Here is a 13,474-nt window from a genome sequence, read left to right as displayed (position 1 = left end):
GACGAGCGTGTTCTCGAGCTTCAGGAACCGGACGGATCGGATGTCGTCGGGGTGGGTGCGGGCTCTTCCTCGCTCATCGCGTGCAAGAGCCCGATAGCTTTTCCCAGCGTGTTGTTCGTGTCCTCCAACTCGCGCACCCGCGCGCTCAGTTTCGCAACCTCAGCCGCGTGCGCCGCGCGCTCAGCGGCCCGTGATTTCTCCAGCGCCGTGCGCTTACGAGGGGGAACAGTCATAGCCCTACCCTCTCGCGGAACCAGACCCCGGTCCAGATCACCGCCATACACCGCGGCGCTCCACCGCGTCAGCATCGCATGCGAGACCGGCTGTCCCGCTAACCAGGCACCTTTCTGACCATGCGGTTGCCGGTGATACTCATGAACAAACTCGCGGATCTCCACCACAGTGAACCCTGGACTAATCGGCATTCCTCTGACTCCTACTGATCGTGAACTGACTCACAACCAGCTTGACGCAGAGGGTTGGGCGAAGATACGCCAACTGTTTTCCACGGGCCAGCACTCGAAGTGGGAGATCGGCCGGCTCGTCGGGGGTGTCCCGGGGAACGGTGGATCGGGCGTTGGAAACGGACCGGTTCCCGAAGTACCAGCGGCCCGCGGTCGGGTCTAGTTTTGATGCGTTCGCCCCGCAGGTTCGGATGTTGTTGGCCGTGACGCCGACGATGGTCGCGTCAACTGACGGACAAAGTCGCCAAGTGATTTCGGGTTCGGATCGTGGTCGGCGCGACGAAGTCGAGGGAAAGTGGGTGACCAGTGCCGTGCCAGTCCACCGACATGTGGTCGAAGAGGCGGCGTTTGATCGTGTTCCACCTGCCGGTGCCGGGAGGCAGCAGCCGATCGTAATGCTCAGTCCGCGTTTCCTGAGCCATGGCGCCGAGACCTGCCCTGCACCGGGTTACGAAGACCGACACGGGACACCAGGACCAGTTGGCCTGGTTCCTTAATCGCGATCTGGTGTGTTGTCGTGCTGGGTTTTTGGCGGAGCGTTCACAATCGGTTATCGGGGTTGGGGTGTCGTTGGATGGGTTGCTCGGAGTTGGGTGTTCCTTGGGCGGCTTTCGTCCCCGTGGGTCCGCCACCTGGGCCGCGTAGTAAATACGCTGAACCCACGGCTAGGAGCATTCCGCTTAAGGGTCCGAGGAGGTATACCCAGGTGTGGGTGAAGTCGCCGCGAACGAGGTCTGGGCCGACAGTCCGGGCGGGATTCATCGAAGCCCCGCTGACGGGGCTTGCCCAGAGCCCCGCGAGGATTATGTATGCGCCTACCGCGATCGCGGAGAAGGATCCAATGTTCTGCGCCCCGGATGCGGAGCCCAGAATTGTGCTCACCAGTCCCATAGTCAGCAAGGCCTCGACGACGAGTGCTTGCGAGTCCGTGAAGGCAGGACCGGGGACTGTCTCGCCGTTGCCTCCGTGTGGGCCAAACACCGCGATCAGGGTTAGTGATGCCAGGATCGCGCCCAACAACTGAGCGAGGACATATCCCGGCACGCGACGCCAGGGAAAGTCTCCTCGCAAGGCGAAGGCAACACTGACCAGCGGGTTGAGGTGAGCACCGGATACAGCGCCCATGAACAAGATGATGGCCGCGACCATTAACCCTGGCGCCGTAACACTGGCCCCGCGGCCGACGTCCCCGTGGGTGAGGGAATCGACCGTTCCGGCTCCAGCCGCGACGAGGACCAAAAAGTACGTCCCGAACATTTCAGCGCCCAGTCGAGTCCATTCTCGATTCCGGTTATTGAATTCATGGACCCAGCCGCGGTCCCGCGGCGACAGTCCCAAATGCCCCACGTCACGGCCCGCAGAAATGATCACGGCACGCCTACGCGCTGATGATCTGCACGGGGACCTCGGCGTCCTCGTCCACGTGATTCACAGCGCAGATCCGGTGATAACCATCGGCGATCTGAGCGACGCGACCCTTGCCGATCTGACCTCGAATGATCAAACACGGCGACAGCTGGACGCCCGCGGCAATTCGGTCCAGTTCCTTGGCAACATCCGGGTTGCTTCGCGGCAAGAGCGGCAAACCGCAGCCCCGCAACAGGTCCTTGGCCTTGAAATGAACGACCCGCGTCCCCCGCAACTGTTTCACAAGCGCGTCAATCGCCTTGGGCTTCGCGTTCAGCGACAGATACGATCTCGCCGCCGCATAATCGTGTCCCGCCACATCGACCCGCCACCTGAGCACCCCGGCTTTCGACGTCTTTTTGCCAGGGACCTGTTTGACACTCGTGCTCATCATGATTCCTTTTCCCTTCCTCGCGGCCGGAGGTCATCTTCTTGTTCGTAGAGCTGCACGGCGCGACCGGACGTCAACGCGAGCTGGCTCCGAAGCTAGTGTGGATCGCATGTCCGGTCAAGAGCCTCCCCGATCCACGTCGCCCCGACACGTGCCCGGCGGACGAGAACGCCACTGGAGTAGCCGGTTCATCCATCGAGTTGGCGACATCACGGCACATGCTTCTTTCGGTCTCACTGCCGCGTTCATCACTCTGCTGTGGTTGTTTTCGGGCCTTCTCCTAGGCTTTCCTGCCTGGTGGGAGACGGTCCTCACCACGGTGACCGCCACCATCACCCTCATCATGGTTTTCGTCATCCAGCACACTCAAGCTCGACAACAGGCCGCGACACAACGAAAACTAGACGAGCTGTTACGCGCCCTCCCCACAGCCGACAATCGCCTCATAGCCGTGGAAGCAGCACCAGACAAAGAACTCGATGATCTCGCCGACCGCAACCTCACCCACCGCGAACAAGCCGTCCACAATGCCACGCCACAGCCCTAAAAATCGTCCGAGAGCCGACGGCACGGTCCCAGACACCGCAGCTTGATCCGGGAACATCGTGAGCGATCATTTGTCCCCTTGCGTTCATCGGCCTTGCCGGCGGTGCGTCTGCGCGGCCCCTTCTGAGCAGACACCATGATTGCTACGGACACGCTGGCACCATTTCACTACCCCGAAAGTTGGATCGGGTAGTACCGACTCGCTCATCTCAGCAACGATCGTCGTCCAAGGTGCCGCAGTGAGGGTGTACTTTCCCTCACCGCTCCGCTGACCAGGACACGGGAGACGGGTACTCGAAACAGTTCAGAGGAACACGGTCGCCTACTTTGCCGCGGCGGGACCAAACCTGATTTCGGGCTCGGCGATCTTCACGTTGTCACGTACCAGAACGGTGTCCACCGTGCGGTCGAACCATTTCAGGCGATCCGGAAAAAGCATGAGGTGTTCGAGAGGAACACGACTTCAACACGCGCTGCCAACCAAGCCGCGTCTTTATACTGAGCGCAGCAAAGCGGCAATCCGCTTGAACCCTGAAAGAGGAGATGGACATGAGGGACTGCCCCGAGTTCAGTTGACTCAAAGGGTTAGTGGTCTCAAGCGGCTTTGAGGGCCACGTTTATTGTCTCAAACTCGATCGGGGTGAGCTTGCCGAGGCGGCGTTGCCGGCGCTTGCGGTGGTATGTCCGTTCGATCCAAATCACCATCGCGAGGCGCAGTTCCTCTCGGGTTGACCACCGCTTCCGGTCGAGGACGTTCTTCTGCAGCAGCGCGAAGAAGGACTCCATCGCGGCGTTGNATGCGAGACCGGCTGTCCCGCTAACCAGGCACCTTTCTGACCATGCGGTTGCCGGTGATACTCATGAACAAACTCGCGGATCTCCACCACAGTGAACCCTGGACTAATCGACATTCCTCTGACTCCTACTGATCGTGAACTGACTCACAACCAGCTTGACGCAGAGGGGAAATCTCAGAAACTTCGTCGAATTCGTCCGGCGCGGGCGTTGGGGCGGGCGGATGCCCCCTGCAGGAATTGGTGGCGAAGGGCGGCGGACGGCAGAATGTCACCATGGCCTACGAGTTCGAACGCAAGCAGCAGATCGTCATTCTCGGCGGAGGGCCCGGCGGATACGAAGCGGCGATCGCCGGAGCACAACTCGGGGCGGAGGTCACCCTCGTCGAAGAGGTCGGCGTCGGCGGGTCGGCGGTCATCACGGACGTGGTGCCCTCGAAGTCCCTCATCGCAACCGCTGAGGCCACCAACTCCATCGGCGACGCGACCGAGCTCGGCGTCCAGCTCTACGTGCGCGGCGCCGACGGTAAGCCGAGCCGCCCCGAGGTCGCGATCAACCTCGCCGCCGTCAACAAGCGCCTCCTCGCGCTCGCCCGCCAGCAGTCCGAGGATATGCGGGCCACGCTCGTCACCGCCGGAGTGCGCCTCGTGCAGGGCCACGGCCGCCTCGACGGCACGAGCGGCGTGATCGTCGCGACCTCGGAGGCCTCCGGCACCGATTTCGACCGGATCAGCGCCGACACCATCGTCGTCTCCGTGGGCGCGAGCCCGCGCATCCTCCCGACCGCGGTCCCCGACGGTGAGCGCATCCTCACCTGGACCCAGCTCTACAACCTGCGGGCGGTGCCCGAGCACCTGATCGTCGTCGGGTCCGGCGTCACCGGCGCCGAGTTCGCCTCGGCGTACCGGGCCCTCGGTGCCCGCGTCACCCTGATCTCGAGCCGCGACCAGGTGCTGCCCGGCGAGGACGCCGACGCCGCCGCCGTGATCGAGAACGTCTTCAAGCGCAACGGGATGGTCGTCCTCAGCAAGTCCCGCGCCGAATCCGTCGTCGTCACCTCCACCGGGGTGCTCGCGACCCTGTCCGACGGCCGCAAGGTCGAGGGCAGCCACTGCCTGATCGCCGTCGGCTCTGTGCCGAACACCCACGGGATCGGCCTCGAGGAGGCCGGAGTGCAGCTGACCGACTCCGGGCATATCCGGGTGAACCGGGTCGCCCGCACCTCGATGCCGAACATCTATGCGGCCGGAGACTGCACGACCGAGCTGCCCCTCGCATCCGTCGCCTCGATGATGGGCCGCACGGCGGTGTTCCACGCGATGGGCGACGCGGTGAACCCGATCGAGATCCGCAATGTCGCGGCCAACATCTTCACCCAGCCCGAGATCGCGACCGTCGGCTGGACGCAGAAGCAGATCGAGGACGGGCTCGTGCGCGGGACCATCTACAAGCTGCCCCTCGCCGCGAACCCGCGGGCGAAGATGATGGGGATCAAGGACGGCTTCGTCAAGCTCTTCGCGACCACGACCACCGGCACCGTCATCGGCGGCGTCATCGTCGCCCCGAAGGCGAGCGAACTCATCTTCCCGCTCGCGCTCGCCGTCGAGCACCGGCTCACCGTCGATGAGGTCGCCAGGGCCTTCCCGGTCTACCCGTCGCTGACGGGCTCGATCACGGATGCCGCCCGGGCGATGCACATCGTCCTCTAATCCCGAACGGATCCCCACACACCCCGACCCGCGTCCTCGCGAGAGTGCACTTTCGGCCCATAAAGCGCGGTTTTAAGGGCCGAAAACGTACTCTCGCGGGACGGAGGGTCAGCCCTGGAGGGACTGCCGGATGGCGCGGGGGAGAGCGGCGACGATGATCGCGTGCGACTCGGTGATCAGCTCGCGCACGTGGTCGGCGGGAACGGAGCCGTCGAGTCTCACGGTCACCCAGTGCCGCTTGTTCATGTGGTACCCGGGCTCGATGCCGGCAACGCTCCGGATCAGCCGCGGCACGTTCTCCGGGAGCGCCTTGAGCGTGATCGACCGGCGCGGGGCATCCGGCTGGTCGACGGAGAACATCTTGCCCGCGACCTTCATCACCCGGGCCTCCGGCCCGAACGGGTACGTCTCGACGGCGCCGTTCAGGTCGAGCAGGAACGCGGTCAGTTCGTCCGGATCCACGACGGTCCCCTTCCCCGGCCGACGATGAGCGAGCGGATGCCTGCAGTGCGGTGCCTACGCGGCGTCGGTCACGGCGAGCAACAGATACCCGCTCGACACCGTGGCACCGACGACGGCGCCGATGCTGCCGATCACGCCGTCCTTGTGCGCGGTGAGCGGCTGCTCCATCTTCATGGCTTCGAGCACGAGCAGCAGGTCGCCCTTGACGACGACGTCGCCTTCAGCGACGGCGAGCTTGACGATCGTGGCCTGCATCGGCGCGACCACGGCGTCGCCGATTGCCGTGTTCACCGAGTGGGCCACGCCGCGGCGACGCGGGGCGGGACCGGCGGTGCTTTCGGCGGTGCCGGGCAGGAGACGCACGGGGAGGCTGACCTCGATGCGGCGGCCCTCGACCTCGACGACGACGTTGTGGCGCTTCTCGGCGGTGCCCTCGTCGGTGAGGGAGCCGTTCCACGGTTCGATGTCGTTGACGAAATCGGTTTCGATCCACCGGGTGTAGATCGAGAACGGCTCGCCGTCCGAGGGTGCGAACGCGGGGTCGCGCACGATCGCGCGGTGGAACGGAAGCACGGTCGGGAGGCCGGCGATGTCGAACTCGTCGAGGGCGCGGCGCGAACGCTCGAGCGCCTCCTCGCGGCTCGCGCCGGTGACGATGAGCTTGGCCAGCAGGGAGTCGAAGGAGCCGGAGATGACGTCGCCGGCCTGCACGCCGCTGTCGACGCGCACGCCGGGGCCGCCCGGCGCCCTGAAGACGTGCACGGGGCCGGGAGAGGGCATGAACCCGCGGCCGGGGTCTTCGCCGTTGATCCGGAATTCGAAGGAGTGCCCGCGCGGGATCGGGTCGTCGTAGTCGAGGCGGCCGCCCTCGGCGAGGCGGAACTGTTCGCGGACGAGGTCGATGCCCGTGACTTCCTCGGAGACGGGGTGTTCGACCTGGAGCCGGGTGTTGACCTCGAGGAAGGAGACGGTGCCGTCCTGGCCGATCAGGAACTCGCAGGTGCCTGCGCCGAGGTAGCCGACCTCCTTGAGGATGGCCTTGGACGCGCGGTACAGCTCGTCGTGCTGAACGGTCGTGAGGAACGGTGCCGGTGCCTCCTCGACGAGCTTCTGGTGGCGACGCTGCAGCGAGCAGTCGCGGGTGGAGACGACGACGACGTTGCCGTAGGCGTCCGCGAGGCACTGGGTCTCGACGTGGCGGGGCTTGTCGAGGTACTTCTCGACGAAGCACTCGCCGCGACCGAAGGCGGTGACGGCCTCGCGCACGGCCGAGTCGAAGAGCTCAGGGACCTCTTCGCGGGTGCGGGCGACCTTGAGGCCGCGTCCGCCGCCGCCGAAGGCCGCCTTGATCGCGACCGGCAGCCCGTACTGGTCGATGAAGTCGAGGACCTCTGACGCGCCCTCCACCGGGTTGAGCGTGCCTGGGGCCATCGGAGCGTTCACCCGCTCGGCGATATGCCGCGCGGAAACCTTGTCTCCGAGCTGCTCGATGGCGTCGGGAGACGGGCCGATCCAGACCAGGCCGGCGTCGATCACTGCGCGGGCGAAATCGGCGTTCTCGGCGAGGAAACCGTAGCCGGGGTGCACGGCGTCGGCACCCGAACGGCGAGCGACCGAGAGGATCTTCTCGATGACCAGGTAGGTTTCTGCGCTTGTCGTACCGTCGAGCCCGTACGCCTCATCTGCGAGGCGGGCGTGCACGGCGTCACGATCCTGGTCGGCGTAGACGGCGACCGAGAGAATGCCGCTGTCTTTCGCGGCTCGAATCACCCGGACGGCGATTTCGCCCCGGTTGGCGATGAGGACCTTCGTTATGCGGGACACAGTGCCTGAGCTTATTGGAGATCGAGCCCGAGACTTTGGTTCTCTTCAACAAAAAGAACCCCCAAAAAGGTATGGATGCCTACAAAGCGTCCTCGAAACCCGCTGTGCGTCACACTTTCGCGCGGTTCCAGAGGCTCGGCCAGGAGTGCCCGAGACTCAGCACGAGCCGGCGCAGCGTCGGCAGGGACAAGCCGACGACGGTCGAGGGATCGCCCTCGATGTGGGTGATGAACGGGGCTCCCAGACTGTCGATCGTGAAGGCCCCCGCCACGAACAGGGGCTCTCCCGTCGCGATGTACGCGTCGAGCTCGGCGTCGTCGATGTCGTCGGCGAAGGTCACGTCGGCGACCGCGACGGCCCCGACGGCCCGGCCGGGCACGCCGGCCCTGTGTTCGATGAGCCAGTGGCCGGAGTAGAGCTGCCCGGTGCGGCCGCGCTGCAGCTCCCAGCGCTCCCTGGCCCGCTCGGCCGTGTGCGGCTTGCCGTAGATCACGCCATCGATGACGAAGACGGAGTCCCCGCCGAGCACGAGGTGCACGTCGTCACCGTCGGCGGCCTCGGCGTCCAGGGCGACGATCGCCCGGGAGACGTCCTCCGCCTTGGCGCGAGCGAGCAACTCGACCGTGTGACGGGGCGTCAGCGGTGCGCCCAGCATCTGGGCGGCATCCGCTGCGACTTCGTCTTCGTCGACGCCGGGCGCGATCGTGACCGGCTCGATGCCCGCGGCACGCAGGAGCGTGAGCCGGGCCGGAGAGGTCGAAGCCAGATAGAGGCGCATGGTTCCCTTTGTGCGACGAGATAAGCGGCGATAGAAGCGATGTGGGATGCTCGAACAATGGCCACCAGCAATGACACACCGGCGAATCTCCCCGCACACGCAGCCGAGGTGGGTACTGAACTCGAACTCCTCGTCACCAACGTAGCTCACGGCGGTATCTTCATCGCCAGGCACGAAGGCCGCGTGGTCTTCGTGAGCGACACCCTGCCGGGGGAGCGCGTGCGCGCCCGGCTCACCTCCGCGAACCACAAGAGCTTCTGGCGCGCGGAGACCGTCGAGGTCCTCGACGCGGCCAGCGAACGCCAGCCGCACATCTGGGCCTCCGCTGCCGTCGAGCGCGACCCGGACGACCGGGCCGGCGGCGCTGAGTTCGGCCACATCGAACTCGGCTTCCAGCGCGAACTCAAGCGCCAGGTGCTCGCAGACTCCCTGAAGCGCATGGCGAAGATCGAGTCCGACGTTGTCGTCGAACCCGTGCCGCTCGGCCCCAACGCCTCGCCAGGCGACGCGGCGGACGGCACAGGCTGGCGCACCCGGGTGCGCCTTCACGTCGACGAAGACGGCACGGTCGGCCCATACGCGGCCCGCTCCCACCGGGTGATCCCCGTCGGCGATCTTCCCCTCGCCGAGCGGATGCTCGAAGCGGCCGCCCCGCTCGACCAGCGTTTCCCCGGAGCGGCTTCGGTCGACGTCGTCTCCCCGAGCCTCGGCACCGTGCAGATCCTCGTCTCGGAGCCGGATGCGCGCGGTAAGCCCAAGGCTACCCCGCGCACCCTGATCCATGAGGTCGTCGGTGACCGGGAATTCCGTCTCGACGCCGGCGGGTTCTGGCAGGTGCACGTCCGCGCCGCTGACACCCTGTACCACGCCGTCCAGGACCTGATCGATCCCGAGCTGTTCGACCCCCGTGCCACCAACCTCGACCTGTACGGCGGCGTCGGGCTGCTCGCTGCGGCCGTCGGTGACAAGTTCGGCAGCGCCGTTCGAATCACCTCCGTCGAGAGCGACGCGCACGCGACCGACTTCGCCGCAGAGAACCTCGCGGAATGGGTCGGAGCGAGCGTTCGCACCGACCGGGTCGACCGCTTCCTGGCCGGCCTGGTCCGGGACGCGAGCGCCGCCGAACGGGTGAAGCACCAGGCGGCGACCGTCGTCCTCGACCCGCCGCGTTCCGGCTCAGGCCACGAGGTCATCGACCAGCTCGCGGTGCTGTCCCCGAAGCAGATCGTGTACGTGGCCTGCGATCCCGTCGCCCTCGCCCGCGACATCGCCCTCCTCAACGGGCACGGATACGAGCTGCGGAAGCTGCGCGCGTTCGATCTCTTTCCGAACACACATCACGTCGAAGCCGTCGCCCTGCTGTCCAAATAGCTATCGTTGACGTGTACGTGCAATGGAAGAATGTAGGAACAAGTGACGCACCCGACAACACCCGCGACCCCTCCGACGACGACGACGGATGCCTCCGCCGGCCCGGCCGGTGCGACCCTGGGTTCGACGCACGCCGCTGAAGCGCGTACGCCGCTCGACCACCCGGTCCGGGTGGGCATCGCCGACGATCACGAATCCGTCCGCCTCGGTATCCAGGCCGCCTGCGAGAACGTCGGTTACGAGGTCGTCGCAACCGCGGCGACCGTCCAGGGACTCGTCGACGGGATCGGCGGACGTCCCTGCGACGTGATCGTGCTCGACCTCTCCCTCGGCGACGGCTCCCTCGTCACCGACAACGTGCACCTGGCCCAGAGCGCGGGCGCCTCGGTGCTCGTGCACAGCATCGCCGACAGGGTCGCCCTCGTTCGCGAGGCCCTCGCAGCGGGCGCCGCCGGCGTCATCCCGAAGTCGTCGCCCACGACGACAGTGATGGCCGCGGTGGCCTCGGTCGCCCGCGGCGACGTGCTCAACAACCTCGAATGGGCGACCGCGATCGACGCCGACCGCGATTTCTCCAAGGCCCAGCTCGGCCGCAGGGAACGGGACGTTCTGCACCTCTACGCCTCCGGCCTTCCGCTCAAGATGGTCGCCATGCAGCTCGGCATCGCGCACTCGACCGCGCGGGAGTACCTCGACCGGATCCGCGTGAAGTACGTCGAGGTCGGGCGTCCCGCTCCGACGAAGGTCGACCTGCTGCGCCGGGCCGTTGAAGACGGAATCCTGCCGGGGCTGGACCCGGATGGCGGAGATGGCCGCGGCTGAAGCAGCGGGCACGATCCCGCAGCTCCCGACACGGTTGCCTCCCGACCGCCTGGAACTCGCACCCGTCGCGGCGGAGGGCATCCGGGCGCCCGGCATCCGCCAGCCCCGCAACCCGATCAGCCGGTCCCGGATCGAGGTCGTGATTTCCCGGTCCGTCGCCGGGGTCGCCGTCGTCTTCTCCCTGCAGGCCCTCCCGGCGATGCTGCAGCAGATCCCGTTGCGGCTGCCGGTCATGGGCGTCGCGATGCCGGTCGCCCTCGCCGTCGCGGTCGCCGCCGTCTTGGTGGCCTCGATCACCAAAGTCGGGGTGCGCATCACGACCGGCGCCGTTGCACTCATGTATTTCGTCGCCCTGATCGGGTGGCCGTTCCTGATGCGGGACCCGGCGGCCGTCCTCGATGGGAAGCCCTGGCTCTGGTACGTCTGCACGGTCGCGACCTCGTGCGCGGCCATCTCGTTCGCGCTCGGCTGGGCGTGCGCGTACACCTTCGCCGCCCCGCTCGCCTACGGGATCGTGCGTTCGCTGCCCTCCGGCGGTGACGCGGACGCGCTGCTGGCCTCCCTCGACGCCGTCTACGCGACGCTCCTCGGCCAGGTCCTCCTGATCATGATCTTCATGCTGCGGCAGACGGCCGCCTCCGTCGACGCCGCGCAGACGAATGCGCTCAACAAGTACGCGAACGCCGTGCGCCAGCACGCCACCGAGGTCGAGCGCGTGCAGGTGGACTCGATCGTGCACGACAGTGTGCTCGCGACGTTCCTCGCTGCAGCCGCCGCCGGTAGCCCGAAGGCCGCGCAGCTCGCCTCCGGGATGGCCACCGACGCCCTCCAGCGCCTCACGGACGCCGCGATCACCCCGGCCGTCGACGATAGCACGGTGAGCTTCTCCGAGCTCGCCGGGCAAATCCGCCTCGCGGCCTCCCGGCTCGCGCGGCCGTTCACGATCGTCGAGTGCGCCATCCCGAAGCTCGCCGTGCCCACGCACGTCTCCGAGGCGATCCTCGCGGCCTCCGTCCAGGCCATGGCCAACAGCGTGCAGCACGCCGGCACAGGCCCCGGCGCGCCCGATCCGGAGCGCGTGCTGACGATGAGTGCGAACAGCCAGGGCGGATGCACCATCCAGATTTCCGACACCGGCGTCGGCTTCGACCCCGCCCTCGTCCCGAGCGCGCGCCTCGGCCTGCGTATCTCGATCGCGGAACGGGTGCAGAGTGTCGGCGGCTCCGTCACTGTGTGTTCGACACCGGGACAGGGCACCACGATCACGATCGACTGGCCGCTGGACGGCGGGGTGAGCCCCTGATGATCACCGTCCCGCGCGGCCTCGTCCTGTTCCTCGCCGGTCTCTTCTCGGCGTACCACATCGTGCTCGGCATCTACTCGCTCGACCTGCCGCGCACCCCGGGGCCGACGATCTTCGCGCTCGCCCTTTATGCGCTCGCGACGGTCCTGAGCCTCTGGCCCTCGAGCCCGATGCGGATGGGCCTTGCGCTCGCCTTCTTCAACGTTGCGGTCTGCGTCGTGATCCCGCTGCTCGTCGGCAGCCAGCTCGACGGCTCCGCCAGGAACGGCTACGCGACGTGGTACGTCGCCGCCGTCGGCACCCTGATGACGATCACGGCGACGCGCCGCCGCACGGCGCTCGCCTGGGTCGGCGTCGGCGCGCTCGTCGTGCACACGATCATCTGGGCCGGCCCGGCCCAGCTGCTCGACATGGGCGTGATCGGGAGCGTCGTCTGGGTGACCGTCGCCGTCCTCCTCGCCCGCGCCCTCGCCAAGGCGGGGCGTGATGCGCGCCAGTATGCGCTCGCGGAGCGGGAGGCGACGGAGTGGCAGGCCGCCCAGGAGGCGCACCTGTTCGAACGCCAGGTGCGCCTCGCGCAGACGCTGCGCCTCGCGTCTCCCATGCTGCGCCGCATCATCGACAAGCACGGGGAGCTCGACGCGGAGGACCGCCAGGAGTGCCGCTACCTCGAAGCCGCCGTGCGGGACGAGATCCGCGGCCGCAAGCTGCTCAACGACGCCGTGCGCGAGCAGGTGATGACGGCCAGGCGCCGTGGCGGCATCGTGACGCTGCTCGACGAGGGCACGATCGACGACCTCGACGGTGCGGAGCTCGAAACCGTCCTCAACCAGCTCGCCGCCGCCATCGGCGAATCGACGGCCGACACGATCATCGCACGCACGGCGGGGGAAGGGTCGGCGACGGCCGTGACCGTGGTCGGCCTCAGCAGTGCGGATGCCCGGCTGAGCGCCCTGGGGCAGGACTCACCGGAGCCCGAGGTCGACCTGTGGCTCGAGATCCCTAGGGACCCGGCCACGGCATCCACCCTCGGCGCCTGAGGTCCTGCGGGGAACGACCGGCCCGGAAGGGAGTTCCCGGAACGGTGAGCCCGGAACGCAAAAAAGAAAAGGAAAAAGAAAAAGGGGACCAACCCGAAGGCTGGTCCCCTTTTTACGTTGTGCCAGGGCGACAACCCGAATGTCACCCTGACGTGCCCCCAGAATTCGCCTGCTTACCCTAGTCGACGAGTTCTGGCTGTGTAACTCAGTGAGCGACACCTAGCAATATCTATAGTGGTCGAGCCGTGCGCCATTCAAAAGTCGGCATTTAGGGGGACCGGCCAGGACCCCGACGGTTCAGGCCCGGAACTCACCCCAGCTGCTCTGCCCGGACACGAAGGGCGGCCGGATGGCCCGCTGGCCGGCCTGCCAGCCGCTGAGGGCGCCGGTCGGCTTCTTGTGCAGGCTGCCGGTCTCCTCGCGGAGCAGGCCGTGCAGCACGGCAGACACGGCCGCGGCCTCGACCGGGCTGATGCCGCGGGTCAGGAACCGCAGGTGCGCCGGAGCATCCGCGGGGGTGTTTTCCGGTGCGTCCGGTCGGGCGTTCTCTTCGTCTGCCATG

13 protein-coding genes and 1 pseudogene are annotated in these 13,474 nt (G+C 67.0%); 6 read left to right on the top strand and 8 right to left on the bottom strand.

Annotated features, from left to right (window positions below):
- Nucleotides 1–20 precede the first annotated feature (20 nt).
- The 3 genes from E3O46_RS12650 to E3O46_RS12640 all read right to left on the bottom strand — a co-directional run bounded on the left by E3O46_RS12650 (nucleotide 21) and on the right by E3O46_RS12640 (nucleotide 2,265).
- A complete protein-coding gene (locus tag E3O46_RS12650; RefSeq protein WP_134561796.1) occupies nucleotides 21–425 on the bottom strand; it encodes a hypothetical protein in 405 nt (134 codons plus the stop codon).
- A 579-nt stretch (nucleotides 426–1,004) separates the two neighbouring features.
- The gene (locus E3O46_RS12645) at nucleotides 1,005–1,811 is read right to left on the bottom strand and encodes an MIP/aquaporin family protein (RefSeq protein ID WP_255454096.1); all 807 of its coding nucleotides are present in this window, start codon (nucleotides 1,809–1,811) and stop codon (nucleotides 1,005–1,007) included.
- Between the two features lie 31 nt (nucleotides 1,812–1,842).
- A complete protein-coding gene (locus E3O46_RS12640) occupies nucleotides 1,843–2,265 on the bottom strand; it encodes a hypothetical protein (protein ID WP_241984924.1) in 423 nt (140 codons plus the stop codon).
- A 148-nt stretch (nucleotides 2,266–2,413) separates the two neighbouring features.
- Between E3O46_RS12640 and E3O46_RS12635 the strand changes: the two genes are divergently transcribed.
- Entirely contained in the window at nucleotides 2,414–2,809 is a 396-nt protein-coding gene (locus tag E3O46_RS12635) for a low affinity iron permease family protein (protein WP_166788306.1), read from the top strand.
- A gap of 593 nt (nucleotides 2,810–3,402) precedes the next feature.
- Here E3O46_RS12635 and E3O46_RS12630 read toward each other — a convergent pair.
- A pseudogene (locus tag E3O46_RS12630) lies at nucleotides 3,403–3,609 on the bottom strand (IS3 family transposase); the annotation flags it as partial.
- A 269-nt stretch (nucleotides 3,610–3,878) separates the two neighbouring features.
- Between E3O46_RS12630 and E3O46_RS12620 the strand changes: the two are divergent.
- Nucleotides 3,879–5,312: an NAD(P)H-quinone dehydrogenase gene (locus E3O46_RS12620; RefSeq protein WP_134449078.1), complete on the top strand. Its 1,434-nt coding sequence runs from the start codon at nucleotides 3,879–3,881 to the stop codon at nucleotides 5,310–5,312.
- 108 nt (nucleotides 5,313–5,420) lie between these two features.
- Here the strand turns inward: E3O46_RS12620 and E3O46_RS12615 are convergent, their stop codons facing one another.
- The 3 genes from E3O46_RS12615 to E3O46_RS12605 form a co-directional block, all read right to left on the bottom strand.
- Entirely contained in the window at nucleotides 5,421–5,774 is a 354-nt protein-coding gene (locus tag E3O46_RS12615; protein ID WP_134449077.1) for an MmcQ/YjbR family DNA-binding protein, read from the bottom strand.
- A 54-nt stretch (nucleotides 5,775–5,828) separates the two neighbouring features.
- Nucleotides 5,829–7,598, bottom strand: a complete 1,770-nt coding sequence (locus E3O46_RS12610; RefSeq protein ID WP_134449076.1) for an acetyl/propionyl/methylcrotonyl-CoA carboxylase subunit alpha — start codon at nucleotides 7,596–7,598, stop codon at nucleotides 5,829–5,831.
- Between the two features lie 109 nt (nucleotides 7,599–7,707).
- Nucleotides 7,708–8,376, bottom strand: coding sequence for a Maf family protein (locus E3O46_RS12605; RefSeq protein WP_134449075.1), 669 nt, complete (start codon nucleotides 8,374–8,376; stop codon nucleotides 7,708–7,710).
- Nucleotides 8,377–8,433: 57 nt separating this feature from the next.
- On the opposite strand from E3O46_RS12605, the gene E3O46_RS12600 reads away from it, so the two are divergent.
- From E3O46_RS12600 to E3O46_RS12585, 4 genes are all read left to right on the top strand, one after another.
- Nucleotides 8,434–9,747: a class I SAM-dependent RNA methyltransferase gene (locus tag E3O46_RS12600; RefSeq protein WP_134449074.1), complete on the top strand. Its 1,314-nt coding sequence runs from the start codon at nucleotides 8,434–8,436 to the stop codon at nucleotides 9,745–9,747.
- 117 nt (nucleotides 9,748–9,864) lie between these two features.
- Nucleotides 9,865–10,569 (top strand): response regulator transcription factor, encoded by a 705-nt coding sequence (locus tag E3O46_RS12595; protein ID WP_134449083.1) that lies wholly within the window; start codon nucleotides 9,865–9,867, stop codon nucleotides 10,567–10,569.
- Nucleotides 10,556–11,872 (top strand): sensor histidine kinase, encoded by a 1,317-nt coding sequence (locus E3O46_RS12590; protein ID WP_134449073.1) that lies wholly within the window; start codon nucleotides 10,556–10,558, stop codon nucleotides 11,870–11,872. The genes E3O46_RS12595 and E3O46_RS12590 overlap by 14 nt, the downstream gene beginning before the upstream one ends.
- Nucleotides 11,872–12,912 (top strand): hypothetical protein, encoded by a 1,041-nt coding sequence (locus E3O46_RS12585; RefSeq protein WP_134449072.1) that lies wholly within the window; start codon nucleotides 11,872–11,874, stop codon nucleotides 12,910–12,912. Before E3O46_RS12590 ends, E3O46_RS12585 begins: the two co-directional genes overlap by 1 nt.
- 297 nt (nucleotides 12,913–13,209) lie before the next feature.
- On the opposite strand, the gene E3O46_RS12580 is transcribed toward E3O46_RS12585, so the two are convergent.
- Entirely contained in the window at nucleotides 13,210–13,473 is a 264-nt protein-coding gene (locus tag E3O46_RS12580) for a hypothetical protein (RefSeq protein ID WP_134449071.1), read from the bottom strand.
- Nucleotide 13,474 lies beyond the last annotated feature (1 nt).

The sequence above is a fragment of the Cryobacterium glucosi genome, assembly GCF_004402235.1.
Lineage (GTDB): Bacteria > Actinomycetota > Actinomycetes > Actinomycetales > Microbacteriaceae > Cryobacterium > Cryobacterium glucosi.
The sequence above is the reverse complement of the archived record's forward strand: the minus strand, read 5'-3'. Positions and strand labels throughout refer to the sequence as shown.